This is a genomic window from Gracilinema caldarium (assembly GCF_029265695.1).
Lineage (GTDB): Bacteria > Spirochaetota > Spirochaetia > Treponematales > Breznakiellaceae > Gracilinema > Gracilinema caldarium_A.
Map to the genome: position 1 here is coordinate 23,579 of NZ_JAJUHW010000020.1, position 20,344 is coordinate 43,922.

Genomic DNA, 20,344 nt, shown 5'->3' on the forward strand with positions numbered 1-20,344 from the left:
AGATATCTCAAGAATTGCGCGTTTTCCAGAGATAAACCTTGTCCCCTTCCCGGACTCGTTCCTGGCAGGACAGGGTGCAAATTTCACCCTTGCGGGCCTCCGGGACCATAATATCATTGACTCGAATTTCGTTGGCCTCTAGGTAAACTACTCCGGTTGTGGGACCGGAAATAAGAATAGTATTTCCCTGAGCAATGTGCCCCGTTCGCAGCTCTATCTCCGCAACCTGAGCCCGGGGATAATAGTTTACGCATGTTCCGACAAACTCCTTGGTCCATTCCGACTTAGACCCATAGGAATCCGCCCAGACTGCCATTTTTTGGCCCAGGTAGTGTCCATCCCAAAAGCCTCGATTGAATACCGCTGCCAGGCGCCGGTCCCAGTCGGCGATCCGTTCCCGGCTATAGGTGCCATCAAAAACTGCATCCACCGCTTCCCGGTAACAGCGTACCACCGTATCCACATATTCGGCCGACCGGGCCCGGCCCTCGATTTTCAGTACCTCTATTCCCGCCTCGATAATCTGGTCTACAAAACCGATTGTTTTTAAATCCGCCGCCGACATGAGGTAGCCGTTGTCTACCTCAATTTCCTGCTCGGTCTCCCGGTCTTTAAGAATATAGGTTCTGCGGCAGCTCTGGAGGCAGGCTCCACGGTTAGCAGAGGATCCCATAAGATGCAGGCTCAGGTAGCACTTGCCCGAATAGGCCATACAAACCGCTCCATGGACAAAGGCTTCGAGCCGCACCGGTTTGCCCGATGGCCCCCGGATATTACGCTCATCAACCTGTCTCCGTATTTCCCGTATTTGGTCGAGTGTAAGCTCCCGCGCAAGGACCATCACATCGGCGAAGCTGCTGTAAAATTGAACTGCTTCTATATTGGTTATATTTGCCTGGGTAGAAAGGTGGATTGGTATACCGCTATTTCGTGCTGCGGTAATAACTGCCAAATCGCTGGCTATAATGCCGTCTATACCTGCTTTCTGGGCCGCTGCTACAGTCTTATGTACCTCGGGGATTTCAGCATTAAAAATAACCGCATTCAGTGTGAGATAAGCTTTTGCTCTATATTGATGTACGAGCTCTGCGACTTCCTGCAGGTTTTCTATGGTAAAGGCCGTGCTTGTAAGGGCACGCATATCAAGTTTGCCAATGCCAAAATACACCGAATTGGCTCCTGCCTTGAGGGCTGCAATAAGGCTTTCCCAGGATCCCGCAGGGGCCATAATTTCGACTGTGTTCATTTTCCTCGATCTTTTATTGGAGGTGGCGGGAATCGAACCCGCGTCCTAATACGCGTTGCGTAAACATCTACAGGTTTAGCCGTGCATCATGATTGTCGGGACCCGCTTAGCTACACGGCGTGCGGCGGATCCGTAGCCCGGTTATTCTCGTCTTCTTCCGTTCGGGCCCAGAAGTTGACCAGCCTTGGTTGCGACGGAAAGCCAGTCCCTCAAGGCGGCGGGACTGGGTTCCGCGTTCCGCTGTTTATGCAGCGAGAGCGTAACTGTCGTTGTCGGCAGTTAATTTTTTTGCCGAATGTTAGGAGGTCGGCACTCCACCTGCAGCCTACGCCCCGAACCGTACCAGTCGAAACCGGTGCACCCCCGAAACGTTTGCCAAAATCCAATATACGCTAAATACAAAAAATGGTCAATTCAAAGGGCCTCTTAATTTAGGCTCCGATAATTGACCGAACTAAAAAGCTAGGGTACTCTGATTTTATGATTTCCGGACATATAGAGGAAGATATAAAAGATTTAGTTGCCTCTCAGATGAGCTTGAATGAAGATGAACGGGCTCTTGTCCAGGAAACTTTACAGCTCTTACAGAATGAACATCCAGAGGATGCGGAGCTTGCGCGCCGCCGTTTCCAGGATTTGGAATTGCTCGGTAAGGCAATTTCCCGGTTCCCTTCGGTCATGGAATCCCAACTTATCCGCGGTGTCGAACGGAATGGGAAAACCCTCGTGGCCTCCCTTTCCCAGTTCTCCCGCTCAAGCCGTATTTTGCATACCCCGAGCCGTGTAGTAGCATCCCGCAGTTATTTGGTAGCTAAATCCCATGCATTTTCCCTGTTATGCATCCTCTTGGAGCATAACCACCCGCTCAATGGAGCCCTAAAGTCGGTGGTGTTTAAAATATCCTGCGCCCTTATGGCCGAGGATGTGTATCTGGCTTGTCTTGAAAATCCTATTTTTACTATCGAAAAAAAGGTAAGAATTGCCAGTGACTTGGTGCATCTCTGGGAACATGGTATAGATCCCCGCTCAGTACAGCATGTTCCATCTTTGCAGGCCCTGTGGACTGCCCGGGATGCCAGTCCCCCTACCTTCGGGACATTGGATGGTTCATCTGAACTGGTGCGTCTTTCCATGGATCTGGATGATGAATGGCAGGATTTTTTATTGCATAATCTACACAACGAAGAAACAAAGGCTGCTTTGGAAGAATTTTTATTCGGCCTGTCTTTCGAAGAAATTCAGCAGCTGAGGAATAGGCTTGTAAAATACGGAATATGCGCCATAGATTATCCTGAAGTCCGCTCATACCTCGGGGGGGAACCTGCCTATGGCGATTATGCGGGACTTTCTCATCATGGGGATCCCCGGGCGATTTATGACTTTTATGCAGAACGACGGGACGCTGCACAATACCGGAGGCGTTCAAAAGCGCCCGGTCCTCACCGAACACTGGAAGAATTGTACCTCATGTACCGGATGTTCCAGGAATAAAGGGTTTACACCGCGGGGGATAGCCGCAGGTCCAGATTGTAGTTCATTTCCAGTTCTTCCAATTCTTTTTTCAACAGCATAATAGAGACATCGGCGGGAATAAGAAGCTGGGCTTTTATGATAAATAGGGGAGCTCCCGTCATCGGTGCACTCTCAGTGTTTGTCTCCAGGTCTGTGATATTAATACCGTATTTTCGTAACAGTTTGGAAACCCCATGAACGATTCCTGGTGTGTCAAGGGAAGATGACTCAAGAATATAGGGGAGGGCTCTGCTTGTTTGTTGAGAGCCTGAAGTATAGCGCATCTGCAGGGATAGCTGTAACCGGTCTTCCAGAAGGTTTTTGTCCTCTATCAATTTTTTTAGCCGTTCTTCGGGACCGGAAATGAGCACCAAAATAGCAAAATCCCCGCCTAAGAGGGACATTCTGCTTTCTTCTATATTGCAGGAACGGTCAAGGATCTCCTTGGAAAGATCATCTACAATGCCTATGCGGTCTTTGCCAACGGCGGTTAACAAAAGCTGCTGTTTCATATATTACTCCTATAGGGTTTCCGGGGCTCGCTTTACATCTACACCCCGTTCATCAATACCTGAGTCTGATTCTATACATTCAGCGCTTGTAACCGTCTTGAATTGGGCCAATGCATTTTCAAGCTCGGCCGCACCTTCTCGGCTCTGCTGGCTGATTTCTTCCAGATGTATGATACTTCCCAATATTTCACGGGAGCCTTGATCTATTTCCGTAATACCCGAAAGTGTCTGGTCAGAAATCACCTTAATATTTTCCATGGCATCCAGTATAGCATGATGCTGCTGATACATTTTTTTGGTGCCTTCGTTATAACCCTTAATAGACTTTATCGAGGTCTGGATAGCCTGTCCTACCTGGAGACTTCTCCGGTTGGTTTCTTCAGAACTGGAAACAAGAGAATCCAGCTGTTTTACAAAATCAGTTGCATTAGAGCTAATGCTTTCCAGAGACTGGGCCGAATTGCTGCTCGCTTCCAGGGCCTGGTTTATTTTAATCATAATTGATGAAAGGGCATCCTCTATCCGCTGTGCATTGTCCTGGGTTGACTCGGCCAGTTTTCTAATTTCATCGGCTACCACCGCGAAGCCTGCACCAGCAGCTCCTGCGTGAGCGCTTTCTATGGCAGCATTCATAGAAAGAATGTTGGTCTGTTCTGAAATCTGATCTATAAGCTCGATAATTTCAGAAATATTTTCCACGTCCCGGCTTACCGATTTAATAATATCGTTGGTGGATTGAACCTTTTCTGCGCCCTCTGTTACAAGCTGCCGCAAATGTTCAGCCCCCTGGGACTGTGTAGAAAGCTCCTGGGTAACCCTGCTGACCTGGTTTATGGCAAGTTCCAGTTCTTCTCCGGCATTTTCCATGGCATGGGTTTGGTTTTCTGTTTCGTTCTTAAAGTTTTCTAGATATTTACCAATATCTTCCAAAGCCTCCGATGCCTGGTCTATGGCTGAATCTAAAACAACAAATTGGTTTTTTATGCTCTCAATATTTTTGTTTATTTGGTTTATCGATGCGGCCGATTCCGCACTGCCTGCAGAGAGGGCTTCTTTAAGGTTTGTTACCTTTGCGGCTGCCACTTTTATAGCTCCAAACAACCCCCCAACCGATTCAATCACATCCTTGAGGTGAAGGGAAATCATGCCAATTTCATCTTTCCCGAGGTTCGGCGGAATGGAAGTGAAGTCCCGTTCGGCTAATTTTCTTAAAGCCCCTTCAATTGTTTGGGTCCTGCGGGCAATACGCCGAGCAAAAGAAATCGTAAAGACAAGAGAAGCTATAACCGAAAGGGTAAAAAGAATGAGGGTGAGCAGCAGGGTAAGGCGTATAGACTGGGAGACGCTTTTATTGACCGTACTGTCAAGTTTTTTCAGGATATTTTTAAAGCCCTCGTTAGCCAAGGCAATGGTTCTTAAGTTCCGTTTAAAATTATCATAATAGTAGCCTGCCTGATAATCAAACTGATTGCTTTTAATAAGACGATCTACTTCTGCCTGGATGCCATCATTACCGCTTCTTGCAATAATGGGATATTTTTCTATGGTGTATTTTTTTAAGTCTTCCAGGGAAACTCGCACACTTTCCAAATTGGTAAGTGTAAAATTCCACAGGCTTACCGTATTGTCCCGCTGTGTTATAGCATCTTTGCCAAGACGCTCTACCCGTTTGTCCTTTACAAAGGAATCGAGCATGGTGTTAAAAAGATCGATGTTGGAAAAAAGCCGTTCTTCCTGTTTATCCAGAGTTTCCGGGGTCGTTAAAAACTGGTAGGACGCAACCAGTATTTGATCCCATTGGTAGATAAGGTTAGTGGTTTGTTTAGAAACCTGCATGTAACCATAAATGGTATAGGCCTGATAGCCCACATAACCTACAAGGGCTGTCATGAGCAGCAATATGAGTCCAATACCGGAAAGCAGTTTTGCAAAAATTTTCATCGCATCATTATCCTTTACAGGGCCCCTTGTTATCTCCTATTGATTTTCGTAGGTTTCGGTTTCTGTATTAATATATTCCAGGGCGATGCCCGCTTTTTCGAACATGTCTTCTGAGTCCTTTGCATCGTGGTATTTCTTTTGGCACACAACCCGTTTGATACCGCAGTTGATAATAAGCATCGTACAGGTCCGGCAGGGAGTCATTTTGCAATAGAGGGTTGCACCTTCTATAGCGATTCCCCGCTTTGCGGCTTGACAAATGGCGTTTTGTTCCGCATGGACGGTCCTCACACAATGGGTTGTAATAGTTCCATCCTCATGGACCATTTTTTTTAATTGATGGCCAACCTCGTCGCAGTGGGGTAGTCCCGCAGGTGCGCCCACATAGCCGGTCACGAGCAGTTGGTTGTTCTTTGCAATAACACATCCCGAACGGCCCCTGTCACAGGTGGCTCGTTTGGCAATGGCATTGCAGACTTCCATGAAATATTCATCCCAGCTGGGCCGTTTATAATTCGATTCTGCCATAAAATAAAGAACCCTCTCTTATTCCATTGTATCATGTTTGATTTTTATGTAAAGTATGACCGAGAGGTTACCCCCTATGTCTACACCATCTTTTCTCTGTGTGTGCCTGAATCCAACACTGCAAAAAACGCTCCAATTTGCTTCCTGGCAGCGGGATCAGGTAAACCGGACTGAAACCTATTCTCTTGATGCTTCTGGAAAGGGAGTTAATGTTTGCCGTGTTCTTACTCAACTGGGGAAAAATGCGCTGCATATTACACAGCTTGGGGGACATTTGCGGGATCTGTTCATCAACCTGTGTGAACGAGACCGGGTTCCATTAAAATGGGCCGAAAGTGGAAGTGAAATACGATTCTGCTATACCATATTGGACCAGAATGATCACAGTGTTACTGAACTTGTGGAAGAATCGGAACCAGTTGGCCCCGGTACGGAAAAACGGGTTTTAGAGTTATATCAGAACGAGATCAAACACATGTCGGAAGCCTCTTCACGTCAGCCAACTCTGGTTATTTCCGGCACTAAGGCTCAAGGCTTTTCTAGTCAGATAATTCCACTTATGACAGAGCTGGCGGCAGCGCAGGGCTTTCGTATTATTCTGGACATTAAGGGCAAAGACTTAGAAAGCTCCCTCCCATGCAAACCATATATTATCAAGCCTAATTTATTGGAATTTTGCACGACCTACCTACCAGAGGTTGATGTAGGAAGGGTACAGGTTGATGAACCTTACCAGGTTTCGATAAAGGCGCTGGTAATCACTCAGGCCCGTCGTCTAGCCCGTGACTATGGCTGCGCTGTCATAATTAGCCGCGGTTCAAAACCAATATGGGTTATCGAAGGGGATGAATTTTATGAAGTTCCGCTTAAAGCGGTAGTTCCGCTGAATACGACTGGTAGCGGAGATGCTTTTACCGCTGGCCTTGCCTCTGCTCTGGATGATGGCCTTTCCCTTTCTGCTGCAGTCCAGGAAGGGCTCCGATGCGGCGCCTTGAACGCGAGCCTGTTTCGGCCAGGGGTAATCTATGAATAATTGAGCCTCAATTGACAGGTAAAATCATTTTATGATAAAAATATTTTACTTATGAAAGACTTAACCAAGGGTAATGAAACTACCCAAATCATTTTTTTCGCCCTGCCTATGCTCGTGGGAAACATATTCCAGCAATTTTACAACATGGTCGACAGCTGGGTTGTGGGCCAGTTTGTAGGAACCACCGCCCTCGCTGCGGTGGGTGCTTCTTTTCCCATACTCTTTTTAATGGTGGCCCTCGTCATGGGCTTTGGTATGGGCGCTAATGTACTGATTGCCCAATACTATGGCGCAAAGGATATGAAAAAGGTCCGCTCTGTCATTGACACTACCTATATTGTGCTCTTCTGGATGGGTATAGGTCTTACAATTATTGGTCTTGTTGGGGCGCGACCCATACTGATACTGCTGCGGGTTCCGGATGATGTGATGCCCCAGGCTCTTACCTATCTTCGCATTATTTTCGCAGGTCTTCTTTTTACCTTTGGTTATAATGGCGTCGGGTCAATTCTGCGAGGACTCGGAGATTCCATGACTCCCCTGTATATGCTGATTGCTGCAACGCTCCTCAATGTGGTGCTTGATCTTGTTTCGGTTTTGGTGCTGCATATGGGTGTTGCCGGCGTAGCCTGGGCAACCATTATCGCTCAGGGAGTATCCTTTATAGGCTCCCTTATTTACCTCAACAGGACCCATGAATTTCTTAGGACTGATTTCCGTCATTTAGAGTTTGATAAAGACCTTTTCGCGCTGAGTCTTAAAATCGGGCTGCCTTCGGGTATACAGCAAGCCTTGGTTGCCATGGGTATGATGTTTATGACTGCGGTAGTCAACGGTTTCGGTTCCATCGTCATGGCAGGATTCTCTGCTGCCAGCCGTATCGACTCTTTTGTGGGTATGCCCTCAATGAATATTAGTATGGCCCTTTCTACCTTTGTAGGTCAGAATTTAGGGGCAGGGAAGCCCGATCGGGTTAAAAAAGGATACCGGGCAGCCCTGCTCATTTCCATGAGCATCACCCTCCTTCTTATGGTGGTATTATTGTTGTTTGGCAAGGTCCTGGTTGCAATTTTTACCTCCGATGGGGCAGTCATTGATGTAGGTGCCCGTTATCTTACGGTAATCGCTCCCTTCTATATAGCATTTACCATGATGTTTATTACGAACGGGGTCATCCGCGGGGCTGGGGAAACAATAGTCCCCATGTTATCTACCCTTTTTGCCATGTGGCTGGTGCGGGTTCCCAGCGCGGTGCTGTTTTCGTCCCTGTGGGGTGAAATTGGCATATGGTGGGCTATGCCGACCGGCTGGCTGTTCGGTATGCTGATTGCCTATTCCTATTATAAGACAGGCCGCTGGAAAAATAAGGTGGTTGTGAAATCCAGGCCCAGCCAGCCGGTCCAGGAAGCTGCTGAATGAACGCAGAAGGCCCCTCTTCCTCAAGACAGAATGAAATGAAGCTTGCCCGGCAGTTTTTTAGTTTTGCTTTAAATCTGAAGCGATTCTTTAGGTCCCTATCCAGCCGGGCCGACCGGAGCTTTTCCGAGGAGCGGCACCGTTCTCTGTTGTGTCTTCTCAAAATGGGGGAGGCTGGGCTTTCAGATTTAAGTGAGAGGCTTTCTATTTCGGCCTCCAGCCTGTGTATTATGCTCGGAAAACTTGAAGAAGAAGGTCTTGTGGAACGACACCGGAGTAAACAAGACCGGCGGCAGGTTCGTTACAGCTGCACAGAAAAGGGCCGGGAGCGCCTTATGACCGCAGAACATGCGGCATTGGAACAGCTGGCCCATCACTTAGAAAGATTATCGGAAGAGGATAAAAAACGCTTGCTTATAGCCATGAGCGAAATGGATGCAGTCCTTTCATCTTTGAGTGATACCCCGTTCGAGCAATAACTCGGTATAATAGCGGCTTTCTATGTTGGTCTCTGGAATCCCGATTTTTTCAAGACAATTGAGCAGGCTTTTTCGGGCATGCTCAAGGGTCTGCGGATCTGGACTTTCTGCAAGTATTTCCAGTTCTGCAAACCATCCCAGGTTTTGCACCAGAGATAGTTCAATGGTTATATTTTGCCAGCGCCATGCCTCGCCTTCCTTGTGTTTCCTGATCCAGGGGGCAAAGCCAAGAAACTGCAAGAAAGATTCAAAGTCAGAGGCGCTGGATACTGAAAATTCAAGCTCATCGTTTATTTCCACCCCTTCCTGGACTTCCTTTCTTTTAAGTGTCACCAATACCTGACCATTTTCCTGTCGAATCCGCACTCCAGAACCGAGGCTCCCTCGTTTTTGTTCCCGTGGATCCGATGATATATCTGCCAAAGGGAGCCAATAGGAATCCTCTTTTACATAGGAACCAAGAGGTTCTGCAAAGGTTTCTATTATGTCTTTTACTTGCTTAGGGTCATTTACCCAGGCTTTTAACTCAATTTCTGTTGCCATAGCTTTAGACTAAATCGGAACGAGGATATACACAAGGGCCTTTTGGCCAGAAACAAGGACAGGATAATACTCAGTGATACGAAATGGTATGCTTGTTTTCTCTATAATCGCTGGCAGGGGAATATGGGAACCCAGAAGTAGCACCATCTTGCCTGTTTTGGCAAGAACCCGCGCTGCTTCGTCAAGGAACTTTTCAAATAATTCGTACAAAGATGCCGCATTAAGGTTTTCATATAGTCCCCAGGGAGGATCGCTTACGATCCGCGTTATAAAGGCATCTTGGAAAATGTCGAGTTTGGCCGCATCCAATAGTTTAGGAAATATGGTTTTTCGCCGCTTTTCCCACCGCTTATTTTTAAGTTGCGCTTTAAAACTGGCAACCTTTTCAGCATCCTTGTCCCCAGCAAAGATCAAACCATAGGGCCCCACCTGGGCCCGTGCAAATGGAATAGCGCCGGATCCCATAAAGGGGTCCAAGAAAATATCATCCCTTTGAGGATCCGACAACTCTATGAGGAGCCGGCATAAATAGGGTGGCAACGTCCCTGCTGGTAGAGGCTCTTCCCGGTGGTCCTTTTCTTGCAAGACGAAAAAGCATTGCTTGTTTTTCCGGACATGGAGGTGAAACTCCAGCTCTGGACGTTCCGAATTGGGCTTTCCGCTGAGACGGTTTACCATTTCCTTCTCCACTTGCCGATGCAGATGCGGTATAACAGGAGCGGGCTTACCTTCAATAAAGGTTCTAATAACAAAGCGCTTCTTGGCAAGCCTGTCTGACAAGGCTTCAAAGGTGCCAAGGTTTTTCCGGTCCAAGATAATTTGATAGGCCGATGCAAGGTTCTCTGTTTTTTCCCAAGCGATCAGGATGTACTGGTTTTTGAGATAGGGTAACTTAACAGGGACGGTTTGGGTACGAAAGGCTATAACGCTTTCATCGCTGAAAAGAATAGTTGCTCTTTCGAGATCCCGAAGTAAAAGACGTTTTACAAGTTCAGTAAAACCTGCGGGGAAGGTACCTAAATAATCCATAGACTCCCTGATGAATGCTGTAGAAATTCTATTGCTCCGCCGATATTCTAAGGGCATGAACATCCGAAATTCTGTTATACTACTGTTGGTACTTTTTGTCTTCTCTCTAATCTGCAGGCCTCTGGTTTGGGCTGAAACGGTACATACCGTAAAAAAAGGAGAAACCCTGTACTCCATTGCACGGCAATACGGTGTTCCCTATCAAGCTGTGCTGGAATTAAATAAAATAGCGGATCCATCAAAAATCTATGTTGGACAAAAAATAAGTATTCCCGATAAAGGCAGTACAGCAAGTGAAAATGCTGCCACCGTAACATCATCTACCAGCCAGACATATCGGGTAAAACGGGGAGATACCCTTTTTAATATTTCCCGTACCTTCTCTGTTACGGTGGATGCAATCCGCAAAGCAAACAATTTAACCGAGTCGTCGGTACTTAAGGAAGGTATGGTTCTTACCATACCCGGAAAAGCACAACCTGCAACGGTATCCCAGAGCGATTCAAAACCAGGGGCAGATACAACCGAGGTTCGGTCCGTAAAAGAAGCTCCCCTTTCTGCTAAAACCCAGTGGCCGGTAACGGCAAAAAGCGTATCCTATTTAACCGGTAAATTATTTGGAGTAGTCATTACCGCTGAGACTGATGAACAGGTCCGCAGTCTCTCCTCGGGGACAGTTGTTTCCGCCGGGCCTTATCGCGGTTTCGGCAAGGTAGCCATAATCCAAGCGGCCAACGGGTATCTTTATGTGTATGGAGGATGCGATATGCTAACTGTTAAAGAAGGGGATGCCATAAAACCAGGCACTATTCTCGGCCGTATCGGCATTGATTCCATTTCTAAGCAGCCGCAACTCTATTTCTTGGTTTATAAAGACAATAAACCTATCGATCCGCTGGTAGCTCCCCGGGGCTAGAGAAGAAAGAGCCTCATTCTTAACTGTTTATTAACAAAAAAAATTGGAAATTATTCCGATAATTGTTATATTAATTTGGGTAGGCTAACATTTTTTGTTCAAATTGCAAGAACAAAGTGAATTTTTTGCCAGAAAACGGAAACAAAGGGTGGTATATTGTGTCTGAAATGTACACTGAAATGGAACCTATTAAAAGTCAAGCCATTATAAAAGGTCACCCGGAAACAGCAAAGAAAAAAGCTAAAAAGAAGGTATTAAATCAGTTTGCAAAACCTAAAAAAACCGCAAAAACACAAAAGGAGACCGATCCGCTTGCGGTGTATTTAAAGCAAATTTCCCGGTTTCCCTTACTCTCCAGCGAAGAAGAACAGGCTATCGGGGAAAAGATAGTTCATCTCAGAGAAGAAATAGCAAATCTGGAACGGCAATATCAAGCGAATCTCCAAGACCCTGATTATAAAAAAGAACGGGCACGGCTTGAAAACGCTCTTATGTATTATAAAAACAAAATGATTAATTCGAACCTGAGACTGGTTGTGTCTATTGCTAAAAATTACCAGCACCGGGGGCTTTCCTTACTCGATCTTATAGATGAAGGAAATATAGGCCTTATCGAAGCGGTTGAACGGTTTGATTATACCCGAAAATGCCGATTTTCCACATATGGAACCTGGTGGATCAGGCAGGCAATAATAAAGAGCCTGGCTGACAAGGGTCGGGTAATACGCATTCCTATCCATATGCTGAATACTATTAAAAAATGTTATTTTGTGGCAAAACAGCTCACACAAGATTTGGGCCGGGATCCAAGTGATGAAGAGTTATCCGAATATCTGGGGGTTCCTGTTTCCAAGGTTAAGGAAATTGTTAAATTATCCCAGGAAACTACCAGCCTCGATACCACCGTCGATGACGATAATGTAACCAGGCTTTCGGACCTTATCAAAGACGAAACCCTGGAAGACCCCTTTGACATGGTGTTCTCTATGGCCCTGCAGGAAACCCTTGATAATGTGCTTTCCCATCTATCGGAACGGGAAGTAAAAATCATACAGCTCCGCTTTGGCCTCACCGGTGAAGGACCGCTTACTCTGGAAGAAACAGGAAAACTTCTAGGAATTACCCGGGAACGGGTGCGGCAAATTCAGGAAAAGGCTATTTTTAAATTAAGGAACCTTAAACAGCTCAATGAATTTACTGACCAGTAGGAATACTCAGAATCAGTTGTGCGCATTTTAAGAACACTTCCATGCATACCCGGGCATCATCCTCGGCCCGGTGTGCTTCCAGTGCTTTTATTTGCAAGTATTCTGCCAGGTCCTGCAATTTGTAAGAATAACGGCCAGGGATAAGTTCCTTTGCCATCATTCGTGTATCCACAACCCGGTTCGGCAGCGCAGGGTAGGGGGGCTTCCATAAGAGCCTTTCTTCATCAATCTGCGATTTTTGTCCTGGCTCTTCTTCTTCGAGTAATGATGGCTGATCGAATGCTTTTTTTTCTCGGTCTTCCGCAGCGTTCCAAAGCCTTGCTAAGGCGGCATTGATAAATGATAGATCAAAGGGGGCGTTGTGGGCTACCAGAATTCCTGAACCGATAAAACTGAGAAAATCAGGAAGCACCTCCTCTATGGGAGGCTGCTTACTGAGCATGTCATCGGTAATGCCGTTTACCCGGGACGCTTCTAGAGGCATTGGCATGCCGGGATTGATTAAGACAGAAAACCTTCCTATGGGGCCAAGGCTGTCAAATTTTACAGCACCGATCTCCACGATTCTGTCGGTTTTTGGTTCTAGTCCCGTAGTTTCTGTATCAAAGGCTATAAAGGTTGCACGGTCCGCTTCAGCTGCGGGATCCCCAAAGAGGAGATCCCTGACCCAGTCGTAGGTGCCCATTAGTTACCAATGACCGCCCGAAGGTCCTTCTCTATGGCTGCCAGTTTCTCTGCAACAACCTTTTTAGCCGCTTCGAGCCCTTCTTTTCCTACTTCTGCACAGCAGGTTGCGTAGAATTTAATTTTTGGCTCCGTACCGCTCGGACGGGCACTCACTATGGTGCCATCTTCCAAGAAAAACTGGAGTACATTGCTTTTAGGAAGGTCTACCGGATCGGTTTTCCCCGGCTGTCCTGGATATTTCCAAACCGACTCCTGAACGTCCCGCACCTTGCTCACCCTAATGCCCCCCAGCGTTAAGGGCGGGTTTTTCCGGTACTCAGCCATGATGCCTGCCATAATTGACGGTCCCTGGGGGCCCTGGAAATATTTGGAGATTCCAATTTCCTGCCAATAACCGTGCTGAAGGTATAATTCGTTCAGACGGTCAAGAAGGCTTTTGCCCTTGCTCCGCCAATAAAGGGTCATTTCGGCCGTCAGGGCCGCGGCGGAGACTCCGTCCTTATCGCGTACTTCCGGTTCAATAAGGAAACCATAGCTTTCTTCGGTACCGAATACGACTGTGTAACCCCGGCCGTCGGTCTCGGTTTTGCGCCATACATCGGCAATCCATTTAAAGCCCGTAAGGCATTCAAAACATTCAGCCCCGTAGCTGTTGGCAACTCGTTTCTGCATACCCGTGGTAACAATGGAGTTGATCATAGCGGGTTTTGCTGGCAGTTTTCCCTGTTCTTTAAGGGAAAGGAAAATATAATCTGCCAGCAGTGTCCCAAGCTGATTTCCTGTAACAAGTACAAAATTTCCCTTAGTATCGGGGACTGCAATACCGAGCCGGTCCGCGTCAGGATCGGTGGCCATAACCACATCGGCTTTGACCTTAGTTCCCAGGTCAAGAGCCATTTTCAGGGCCGCCGATTCTTCAGGATTTGGATATGCAACGGTGGGGAAGTTGCCGTTCGGCTCCCGTTGTTCGGGGACAGTAACGACTTCGAGTCCAAGGCTCCCCAAGACGCCCTCTACATGCCGGGATCCTGTACCATGAAGGGGGGTGTAAACAATCTTAACTTCCCGAGCTTTTTCTTTAATAAGCTGCGGACGGAAGAGGTGGCTCTTTACCATTGCCGCATAGGGTTCATCAATCTCTTTGTCTATGATTTTAAGAAGCCCCTTCTTAATTGCCTCTTCACGGCCCATTTCTGTTATATTGGTAACCTTGTTTACTTCATCGATAATACCCACATCGTGGGGCTCTATAACCTGGGATCCATCGTTCCAATACGCTTTGTATCCATTATACTGGGGCGGATTGTGACTTGCGGTGACCACAACCCCCGTATCGCAATGCAAGGTGCGGATCGCAAAAGAAAGCTCAGGCGTGGGTCTGAGGGAAGAAAATAGATAGGTAGTAATTTCATTCGCAGCTAAAATGAGGGCGGTAGCTTCAGCAAATTCTGGCGAATAGCGGCGGCTGTCGTAGGCAATAACCGCAGAAAGCTTCCCTTGGGCTGCTTTTTCAGGGAGCGCTTTTTTAAGGTAATTGGCCAGGCCCTGGGTTGCCATCTTTACAACCAGGGTATTCATACGATTGTAACCTCCGCCTATGACACCCCGGAGACCTCCAGTTCCAAATTCGAGGTTTCGGTAAAAGCGGTCTTCCAGTTCCTTCCAATCCTGGGCTTTAAGGAGTTCTTCGACCTCGGCCCTGAAATGGTCATCCTTTTCTTTTTCTATATAAGAACGTGCTCGTGCAATTATTTCTTGTTGATCCATGCTAGCTTTCCTCCAATAATAATTTCAAAAGTAAACGACTTTTGAAATTGGTTCAAGTATAAAAGGATTGATTGATGAACGGCAAGCCCTGGCAGTTTGTTAAGGTTCAAGGTGAGATCAATAAAAGAGCTCGTGAAATGGTTGGGAGCTTTACTTAAAAAAAGAATAAAAAAAGGAACTGAAGTGACATTAAAAACAGATTTGTCTATTGAACAACAACCGATATTTTTGGTACGATAACGCTGAATATTCAACGAATTTGGAGGCCCTATGACAATAATTGAGATGTTCGAGCAGAGTGGTGTATTGACCCTCCTCGGCATGGGTGTAGTCTTTGGCTTTCTGATTATCCTTGTCCTTTTTATGGATCTGGTCGCAAAGATAATTCATGCGCTCGGATGGGATAAAGATGCTCAGGAAGGGCAATCGGTTCAGTCTGGTTCTGTTACGGCAGCAACCGGGAATTCTGCAGTTGTTGCAGCAATTGGTGCTGCGGTCAATGAATATCGCAAAACAGATAAGTAACTTGAAAGGAGCTTTTAATGGCTAAGGTACAATTAACCGATCTGGTGCTTCGTGACGCGCACCAATCTTTACTTGCAACCCGCATGACTACTGCGGATATGCTTCCCATTTGCCCACAGCTCGATAAGGTTGGATACTTCGCTTTGGAAGCATGGGGAGGGGCAACCTTTGATTCCTGTATTCGCTTTTTAAACGAGGATCCTTGGGAACGGCTTCGGCAACTGAAGAAATCTCTTCCCAATACCAAAATTATGATGCTGCTCCGGGGCCAGAACCTTCTTGGTTACCGGCATTATGCGGATGACGTGGTTACCAAATTTGTAGAGGCTGCTGCTAAAAATGGTGTCGATGTATTCCGGATTTTCGATGCGGTCAATGATCCTCGTAACTTTAAAGCCGCTACAGAGGCTGCAAAAAAAACAGGTAAGCATGTTCAGGCTGCAATTTCTTATGCAACCACTCCCTTCCATACCATTCAGTCCTATGTAGATCTAGCTAAAGAACTTGCCGCTGAAGGTGCAGATTCTCTCTGTATAAAAGATATGGCGGGTCTTCTTAAGCCCTACGATGCCTATGAGCTTGTCAAGGCAATTAAGAAAGCCGTAGATCTTCCTATTGAAATCCATTCTCACTCCACAACGGGTATGTCAGTTGCTACCTTAGCAAAGGCAGCAGAAGCTGGTGCTGAAATTATGGATACGGTAATTTCATCCCTTGCAATGGGAACCAGCCACAGCCCCACTGAAACTATGGTAGAAATATTTAAGGGGACTCCCTACGATACCGGGCTGGATACCAATCTGCTGTTAGAGATTGCTGCGTATTTCCGGGATGTCCGGAAAAATTATAAGAAATTTGAATCCAGCTTCCTCGGTGCCGATACACGGATCCTCGTATCCCAGGTGCCAGGCGGTATGCTCTCCAACCTGGAAAGTCAGCTGAAAGAACAGGGCGCTTCTGATAAGATTGACGAGGTGCTCAAGGAAATCGCGGTAGTACAGAAAGATTTTGGTTATCCACCCCTTGTTACTCCCACAAGCCAGATTGTTGGAACCCAGGCGGTCTTTAACGTCCTCTTTGGTCGCTACAACAAACTCACCGGCGAATCCATGGACCTCCTCGTGGGCAAGTACGGAAAGTGCCCCGCACCGAAGAATCCTGAAGTGGTTAAAAAGGCCCTCGAAGCTCTTAAAATGGAAAAGGAAATTACTCACCGGCCTGCGGACGATATTCCGAACGAGTTTTCCAAACTGGAAGAGGAAACCAAAAAACTCCTTGGTACCGACAAGGTCGCTGTTGAGGATGTTCTTACCTATGCTATGTTCCCCAAGGTTGCTCCCGATTTCTTTAAGAAGCGGGATCAGGGACCGGTTAAGTTTACCGCTGAACCGGAAGCCCCCAAGGCTGCTACCACTGCAGGTGCCGCATCAGCCGCAGGCTCTCAGGCTGCAAAATATGTGGTAAACGTGAACGGCGCTGATTATACCGTTGTGGTTCGCCCCGAAGGCACCATGGCCATCGCTCCAGCAGGTGGTGCTGCTCCCGCTCAAGCCGCTTCTGCAGCTCCTGCCGCTGCTCCCTCTGGTGGTCATGTGATAGAAGCACCGGTGGCTGGTACAATCATTAAGTACTCGGTGAATGAAGGCTCCTCGGTTTCTGTAGGTCAGACTGTTATGATTATTGAGTCCATGAAAATGGAACTTGAAATCAAAGCTACTGGATCTGGGTCTATTCATTACCTGGTTTCTCCTGGAACTCAGGTTGCTGCCCATCAGCCTGTTGCCGAATTAAAATAGGGGTATAACCAAATGTTAAACATGAATAAAAACCCGAAACGGGTAACTTTGATTGTACTCGCTATGATTACGGTTGCCTTTGTATTTTCTTTTATGGGAACCGTATTGGCTCAGACCACAGATACAACAGTCCCTGCTCAAGGCTATGCTTCTGGGATCAATCCTGATGGTATTATTAAGGGGAGCGAAAATATTCCCCGTATTTCCATTGCTTCTTTCGCAAAAAATATTTTGGAAACCACTGGAATATATGCGTTTTTTGTGGATGCCAAAGTAAAAGCAACTCCTGCGGGTGAAACAATTACCGTATTTGGCTGGCAGGAACTGCTCATGATTATCGTAGGTTTTGTCATCATTTACCTCGGTGCTGCCAAAGGGTTTGAACCACTTTTGCTAATTCCTATCGGTTTTGGTACCGTGTTCGTTAATATTCCCTTTGGCGGTATGGGTGATGCTCCCCACGGGTTCCTAAATATCATTTATGAAGCCGGTGTCGGTAATGAGTTCTTCCCCCTCATCATCTTTATGGGTATCGGCGCTCTCACTGACTTTGGTCCGCTCATCGCAAACCCAAAAACCGCCTTACTCGGAGCTGCAGCTCAGTTCGGTGTATTCGGAACATTGTTTGGAATTACCGCTTTTAATTTTATACCCGGTTTTAATTTCAACATGAAAGAAGCCTGTTCTGTAGCAATTATTGGTGGTGCAGACGGTCCTACAACAATCTATATTGCTGCAAAGCTTGCTCCTCACCTTTTGGCTACTGTTGCCGTGGCTGCCTACTCCTATATGGCTCTAGTACCGGTTATTCAACCGCCTATCATGCGGGCTCTCACTACTCCTGCGGAACGAAAAATTAAGATGAAGCAGCTTCGTCATGTATCCAAGGTCGAGAAGATGCTCTTCCCGCTGTCAGTATTCGTTCTTTCTATTCTGCTCATTCCATCCGCATCTCCCCTTATTGGTTGTCTCATGTTCGGTAACTTTATCCGGGAAATCGGTGTGGTAGAGCGGCTTTCTAAAACGATGCAGAATGAACTACTGAACATTGTTTCAATTTTCCTTTCCTTGGGTGTCGGAAGCCAGATGACCCCTGAAAAGTTCTTGAACCCTGCATCTCTTTCTATTGTATTTATGGGGCTCCTTGCCTTTGCGATTGCTACCGCTTCAGGTATCATCGTAGCAAAGATTATGAACCTCTTCCTGAAAGAGAAAATTAATCCCCTTATCGCTTCTGCCGGTGTATCTGCCGTACCTATGGCTGCCCGTGTATCCAATAAAGTAGGTCTAGAAGAAGATCCAAGCAACTTCCTTATTATGCACGCCATGGGTCCCAACGTAGCCGGTGTTATTGGTACGGCCATTGCGGCAGGTGTTATGATCGCCGTATATGGCGGTTGATGGTTTTCTGATATAATCTCTTGTGCTGGCGGTTCCGGTTTTCCGGAACCGCTTTTTTTTGTTTAAAACCCAAACCAATTTTGAGAATCCAAGAAAGAGCTTTACGAGTTTTGAAAGAGCCTCCCTCATAAAAATTTAAGTTGCTAAAATCAGAAGGTAGGTTTATTATAAATAACGCATAACGCAATCGATTTCGAATTAAAGGGTAGTAAAATGAGTACTGTTCAGAATCCTGTTTTGCCCGGTTTTCATCCTGATCCTTCTATAATTTATCATGATGGCTGGTTCTATGTTGCAAACTCAACCTTTGAGTGGTTTGGTGGCGTACAGATCAGCTGCTCCCGGGATCTGGCAAACTGGGAACCGGTATGCCAAGCCCTTACAAAAAAAAGTCAGCTTGATATGACTGGCAACCCTCCGTCAGGAGGCATTTGGGCACCCTGTCTATCCTGGTCCGATGGTCTCTTTTGGCTTATTTTCACCGATGTAAAAACTTGGAACGATGGGCCCTTCAAGGATGTACATAACTATCTGGTAACGGCCGAGCGGATAGAAGGCCCCTGGTCCGAGCCGATTTATCTTAACAGTTCAGGTTTTGATCCATCACTATTCCATGATGAAGATGGGAAAAAATGGCTGGTTAATATGGAATGGGATTACCGTAAAAGGGGCTCTGAACAATTTTCAGGGATATTGTTGCAGGAGCTTGATCCAGTTCAGAAGAAATTAGTGGGCCCAATTTATAAGATATGGAAGGGTACAGAGATTGGTCTTGTAGAAGGTCCTCATTTATACAAAAAGGATGGTTGGTATTACCTCATGTGTGCGGAAGGGGGTACAGAGTATGAACACGCTGTAAGCGTTGCCCGGTCAAGAGCTATTACGGGCCCTTACGAAACTCATCCTCATAACCCGCTCTGTACTTCCCGCGGAAGACCGGATCTCTATTTGCAAAAGGCCGGACATGGCAGTCTGTGTGAAGGGCCCCATGGACAATGGTATCTAGCATTTCTTGTAGGCAGGCCCTTACCCGGAAATAAACGCTGCGTTCTTGGCAGGGAAACCGCTATTGCACCGGTTGTTTGGCAGAATGATTGGCCCTATCTTGCAAATGGCACCTCTTTTCCAGATTCATCTTTCACAGTTGCTTGGACCATTGACCCCCCAAAAAAACAACATATCCATTATGATTTTTCTTCTCAGGAATGCAAGGATCTGTTTTATAAGGATTTTATGAGCCTAAGAATACCTGCGGATGGATCGCTTTATTCTTTTTCTGAAAGACCGGGGTATTTGCGGCTTTTTGGCAAGGAATCTCTTGTGTCTCGTCATAGCCAAGCCCTAGTAGCCCGCAGGCAAACTTCATTTTCATTCGAAGCAGAAACCGCAATAGAATTTACATTTCATTCCTTCCAGCATATGGCAGGCCTTATATATCGTTATGATGAATCAAATTGGTATTATCTACGAACCAGCTGGGATGAAAAAAGACAGCAACATACTCTCGGTCTGCTCTTAATGGATAACGGAAAGTTCTCTATGCCTATTGTTGATGAACCTCTTATCCCATCTCATAAAGTGTATTTAAAATTAAAAGTACAAAAATCGGACGCCCAGTGGTTTTGGTCCCTCGACGGCTCTGCATGGAATCAAATCGGAAATACCTATGATGCATCTATCCTTTCCGATGAATATGGAGGGCTAGGGTTTACCGGAGCCTTTGTTGGTATGGCATGTCAGGACCTACAGGGAAGCAGCATTTATGCTGATTTCCCATATTTCGTATATCGAGAGCTTTAAGGAAA

Annotated in this window: 18 protein-coding genes and 1 other RNA gene; 10 read left to right on the top strand and 9 right to left on the bottom strand. The window is 46.5% G+C overall.

Annotation, left to right across the window (positions count from 1 at the left end; all coding sequences use genetic code 11):
* Window positions 1-7: 7 nt before the first annotated feature.
* Window positions 8-1,246, bottom strand: coding sequence for a peptidase U32 family protein (locus Q7P68_RS08005; RefSeq protein WP_304224634.1), 1,239 nt, complete (start codon window positions 1,244-1,246; stop codon window positions 8-10).
* A gap of 14 nt (window positions 1,247-1,260) precedes the next feature.
* Window positions 1,261-1,611, bottom strand: a transfer-messenger RNA (tmRNA) gene (ssrA, locus tag Q7P68_RS08010).
* 115 nt (window positions 1,612-1,726) lie between these two features.
* On the opposite strand from ssrA, the gene Q7P68_RS08015 reads away from it, so the two are divergent.
* A complete protein-coding gene (locus Q7P68_RS08015; protein ID WP_304224635.1) occupies window positions 1,727-2,737 on the top strand; it encodes a hypothetical protein in 1,011 nt (336 codons plus the stop codon).
* Window positions 2,738-2,742: 5 nt separating this feature from the next.
* Here the strand turns inward: Q7P68_RS08015 and Q7P68_RS08020 are convergent, their stop codons facing one another.
* Genes Q7P68_RS08020 through Q7P68_RS08030 form a run of 3 tightly spaced genes read right to left on the bottom strand, consistent with a single transcriptional unit; the run spans window position 2,743 to window position 5,739 of the window.
* Window positions 2,743-3,270 carry a glycine cleavage system transcriptional repressor gene (locus Q7P68_RS08020; RefSeq protein ID WP_304224636.1) on the bottom strand — a complete coding sequence of 176 codons (528 nt, stop codon included), beginning with the start codon at window positions 3,268-3,270 and terminating at the stop codon, window positions 2,743-2,745.
* Between the two features lie 9 nt (window positions 3,271-3,279).
* Window positions 3,280-5,211: a methyl-accepting chemotaxis protein gene (locus Q7P68_RS08025; protein ID WP_304224637.1), complete on the bottom strand. Its 1,932-nt coding sequence runs from the start codon at window positions 5,209-5,211 to the stop codon at window positions 3,280-3,282.
* A gap of 36 nt (window positions 5,212-5,247) precedes the next feature.
* Window positions 5,248-5,739 carry a deoxycytidylate deaminase gene (locus Q7P68_RS08030; RefSeq protein WP_304224638.1) on the bottom strand — a complete coding sequence of 164 codons (492 nt, stop codon included), beginning with the start codon at window positions 5,737-5,739 and terminating at the stop codon, window positions 5,248-5,250.
* A gap of 76 nt (window positions 5,740-5,815) precedes the next feature.
* Between Q7P68_RS08030 and Q7P68_RS08035 the strand changes: the two genes are divergently transcribed.
* The 3 genes from Q7P68_RS08035 to Q7P68_RS08045 are packed head-to-tail and all read left to right on the top strand — an operon-like array spanning window position 5,816 to window position 8,667.
* Window positions 5,816-6,772, top strand: a complete 957-nt coding sequence (locus Q7P68_RS08035) for a 1-phosphofructokinase family hexose kinase (protein WP_304224639.1) — start codon at window positions 5,816-5,818, stop codon at window positions 6,770-6,772.
* Window positions 6,773-6,823: 51 nt separating this feature from the next.
* Window positions 6,824-8,191: an MATE family efflux transporter gene (locus Q7P68_RS08040; protein WP_304224640.1), complete on the top strand. Its 1,368-nt coding sequence runs from the start codon at window positions 6,824-6,826 to the stop codon at window positions 8,189-8,191.
* Window positions 8,188-8,667 carry a MarR family winged helix-turn-helix transcriptional regulator gene (locus Q7P68_RS08045; RefSeq protein ID WP_304224641.1) on the top strand — a complete coding sequence of 160 codons (480 nt, stop codon included), beginning with the start codon at window positions 8,188-8,190 and terminating at the stop codon, window positions 8,665-8,667. Before Q7P68_RS08040 ends, Q7P68_RS08045 begins: the two co-directional genes overlap by 4 nt.
* Here the strand turns inward: Q7P68_RS08045 and cyaB are convergent.
* Together cyaB and Q7P68_RS08055 are read right to left on the bottom strand one after the other, a co-directional pair.
* Window positions 8,635-9,210 carry a class IV adenylate cyclase gene (gene cyaB / locus Q7P68_RS08050; protein WP_304224642.1) on the bottom strand — a complete coding sequence of 192 codons (576 nt, stop codon included), beginning with the start codon at window positions 9,208-9,210 and terminating at the stop codon, window positions 8,635-8,637. The genes Q7P68_RS08045 and cyaB overlap by 33 nt on opposite strands.
* A gap of 9 nt (window positions 9,211-9,219) precedes the next feature.
* The gene (locus tag Q7P68_RS08055; RefSeq protein WP_304224643.1) at window positions 9,220-10,239 is read right to left on the bottom strand and encodes a TRM11 family SAM-dependent methyltransferase; all 1,020 of its coding nucleotides are present in this window, start codon (window positions 10,237-10,239) and stop codon (window positions 9,220-9,222) included.
* Between the two features lie 55 nt (window positions 10,240-10,294).
* On the opposite strand from Q7P68_RS08055, the gene Q7P68_RS08060 reads away from it, so the two are divergent.
* Both Q7P68_RS08060 and Q7P68_RS08065 read left to right on the top strand, forming a co-directional pair.
* Window positions 10,295-11,155 carry a M23 family metallopeptidase gene (locus Q7P68_RS08060; RefSeq protein WP_304224644.1) on the top strand — a complete coding sequence of 287 codons (861 nt, stop codon included), beginning with the start codon at window positions 10,295-10,297 and terminating at the stop codon, window positions 11,153-11,155.
* Between the two features lie 167 nt (window positions 11,156-11,322).
* Window positions 11,323-12,363, top strand: a complete 1,041-nt coding sequence (locus Q7P68_RS08065; RefSeq protein ID WP_304224645.1) for a sigma-70 family RNA polymerase sigma factor — start codon at window positions 11,323-11,325, stop codon at window positions 12,361-12,363.
* On the opposite strand, the gene Q7P68_RS08070 is transcribed toward Q7P68_RS08065, so the two are convergent.
* A complete protein-coding gene (locus Q7P68_RS08070) occupies window positions 12,350-13,048 on the bottom strand; it encodes a 3'-5' exonuclease (RefSeq protein ID WP_304224646.1) in 699 nt (232 codons plus the stop codon). The two genes, Q7P68_RS08065 and Q7P68_RS08070, sit on opposite strands and share 14 nt — an antisense overlap.
* On the bottom strand, window positions 13,048-14,817 hold the full coding sequence (locus tag Q7P68_RS08075; protein ID WP_304224648.1) for a phospho-sugar mutase: 1,770 nt from the start codon (window positions 14,815-14,817) through the stop codon (window positions 13,048-13,050). Before Q7P68_RS08075 ends, Q7P68_RS08070 begins: the two co-directional genes overlap by 1 nt.
* Before the next feature lie 270 nt (window positions 14,818-15,087).
* Here Q7P68_RS08075 and Q7P68_RS08080 point away from each other — a divergent pair, with 270 nt between their 5' ends.
* The 4 genes from Q7P68_RS08080 to Q7P68_RS08095 all read left to right on the top strand — a co-directional run bounded on the left by Q7P68_RS08080 (window position 15,088) and on the right by Q7P68_RS08095 (window position 20,339).
* Window positions 15,088-15,342 carry an OadG family protein gene (locus Q7P68_RS08080; protein WP_304224649.1) on the top strand — a complete coding sequence of 85 codons (255 nt, stop codon included), beginning with the start codon at window positions 15,088-15,090 and terminating at the stop codon, window positions 15,340-15,342.
* 17 nt (window positions 15,343-15,359) lie between these two features.
* Window positions 15,360-17,138 (top strand): sodium-extruding oxaloacetate decarboxylase subunit alpha, encoded by a 1,779-nt coding sequence (gene oadA / locus Q7P68_RS08085; protein WP_304224650.1) that lies wholly within the window; start codon window positions 15,360-15,362, stop codon window positions 17,136-17,138.
* Between the two features lie 12 nt (window positions 17,139-17,150).
* On the top strand, window positions 17,151-18,539 hold the full coding sequence (locus Q7P68_RS08090) for a sodium ion-translocating decarboxylase subunit beta (RefSeq protein WP_304224651.1): 1,389 nt from the start codon (window positions 17,151-17,153) through the stop codon (window positions 18,537-18,539).
* A gap of 213 nt (window positions 18,540-18,752) precedes the next feature.
* Window positions 18,753-20,339 (top strand): glycoside hydrolase family 43 protein, encoded by a 1,587-nt coding sequence (locus tag Q7P68_RS08095; RefSeq protein ID WP_304224652.1) that lies wholly within the window; start codon window positions 18,753-18,755, stop codon window positions 20,337-20,339.
* Window positions 20,340-20,344: the final 5 nt, after the last annotated feature.

Excerpts from the sequence above, each read along its gene's own strand:
- Q7P68_RS08005 (WP_304224634.1), bottom strand. The coding sequence starts at position 1,246 with ATGAACACAGTCGAAATTATGGCCCCTGCGGGATCCTGGGAAAGCCTT.
- Q7P68_RS08015 (WP_304224635.1), top strand. The coding sequence starts at position 1,727 with ATGATTTCCGGACATATAGAGGAAGATATAAAAGATTTAGTTGCCTCT.
- Q7P68_RS08020 (WP_304224636.1), bottom strand. The coding sequence starts at position 3,270 with ATGAAACAGCAGCTTTTGTTAACCGCCGTTGGCAAAGACCGCATAGGC.
- Q7P68_RS08025 (WP_304224637.1), bottom strand. The coding sequence starts at position 5,211 with ATGAAAATTTTTGCAAAACTGCTTTCCGGTATTGGACTCATATTGCTG.
- Q7P68_RS08030 (WP_304224638.1), bottom strand. The coding sequence starts at position 5,739 with ATGGCAGAATCGAATTATAAACGGCCCAGCTGGGATGAATATTTCATG.
- Q7P68_RS08035 (WP_304224639.1), top strand. The coding sequence starts at position 5,816 with ATGTCTACACCATCTTTTCTCTGTGTGTGCCTGAATCCAACACTGCAA.
- Q7P68_RS08040 (WP_304224640.1), top strand. The coding sequence starts at position 6,824 with ATGAAAGACTTAACCAAGGGTAATGAAACTACCCAAATCATTTTTTTC.
- Q7P68_RS08045 (WP_304224641.1), top strand. The coding sequence starts at position 8,188 with ATGAACGCAGAAGGCCCCTCTTCCTCAAGACAGAATGAAATGAAGCTT.
- cyaB (WP_304224642.1), bottom strand. The coding sequence starts at position 9,210 with ATGGCAACAGAAATTGAGTTAAAAGCCTGGGTAAATGACCCTAAGCAA.
- Q7P68_RS08055 (WP_304224643.1), bottom strand. The coding sequence starts at position 10,239 with ATGGATTATTTAGGTACCTTCCCCGCAGGTTTTACTGAACTTGTAAAA.
- Q7P68_RS08060 (WP_304224644.1), top strand. The coding sequence starts at position 10,295 with ATGAACATCCGAAATTCTGTTATACTACTGTTGGTACTTTTTGTCTTC.
- Q7P68_RS08065 (WP_304224645.1), top strand. The coding sequence starts at position 11,323 with ATGTACACTGAAATGGAACCTATTAAAAGTCAAGCCATTATAAAAGGT.
- Q7P68_RS08070 (WP_304224646.1), bottom strand. The coding sequence starts at position 13,048 with ATGGGCACCTACGACTGGGTCAGGGATCTCCTCTTTGGGGATCCCGCA.
- Q7P68_RS08075 (WP_304224648.1), bottom strand. The coding sequence starts at position 14,817 with ATGGATCAACAAGAAATAATTGCACGAGCACGTTCTTATATAGAAAAA.
- Q7P68_RS08080 (WP_304224649.1), top strand. The coding sequence starts at position 15,088 with ATGACAATAATTGAGATGTTCGAGCAGAGTGGTGTATTGACCCTCCTC.
- oadA (WP_304224650.1), top strand. The coding sequence starts at position 15,360 with ATGGCTAAGGTACAATTAACCGATCTGGTGCTTCGTGACGCGCACCAA.
- Q7P68_RS08090 (WP_304224651.1), top strand. The coding sequence starts at position 17,151 with ATGTTAAACATGAATAAAAACCCGAAACGGGTAACTTTGATTGTACTC.
- Q7P68_RS08095 (WP_304224652.1), top strand. The coding sequence starts at position 18,753 with ATGAGTACTGTTCAGAATCCTGTTTTGCCCGGTTTTCATCCTGATCCT.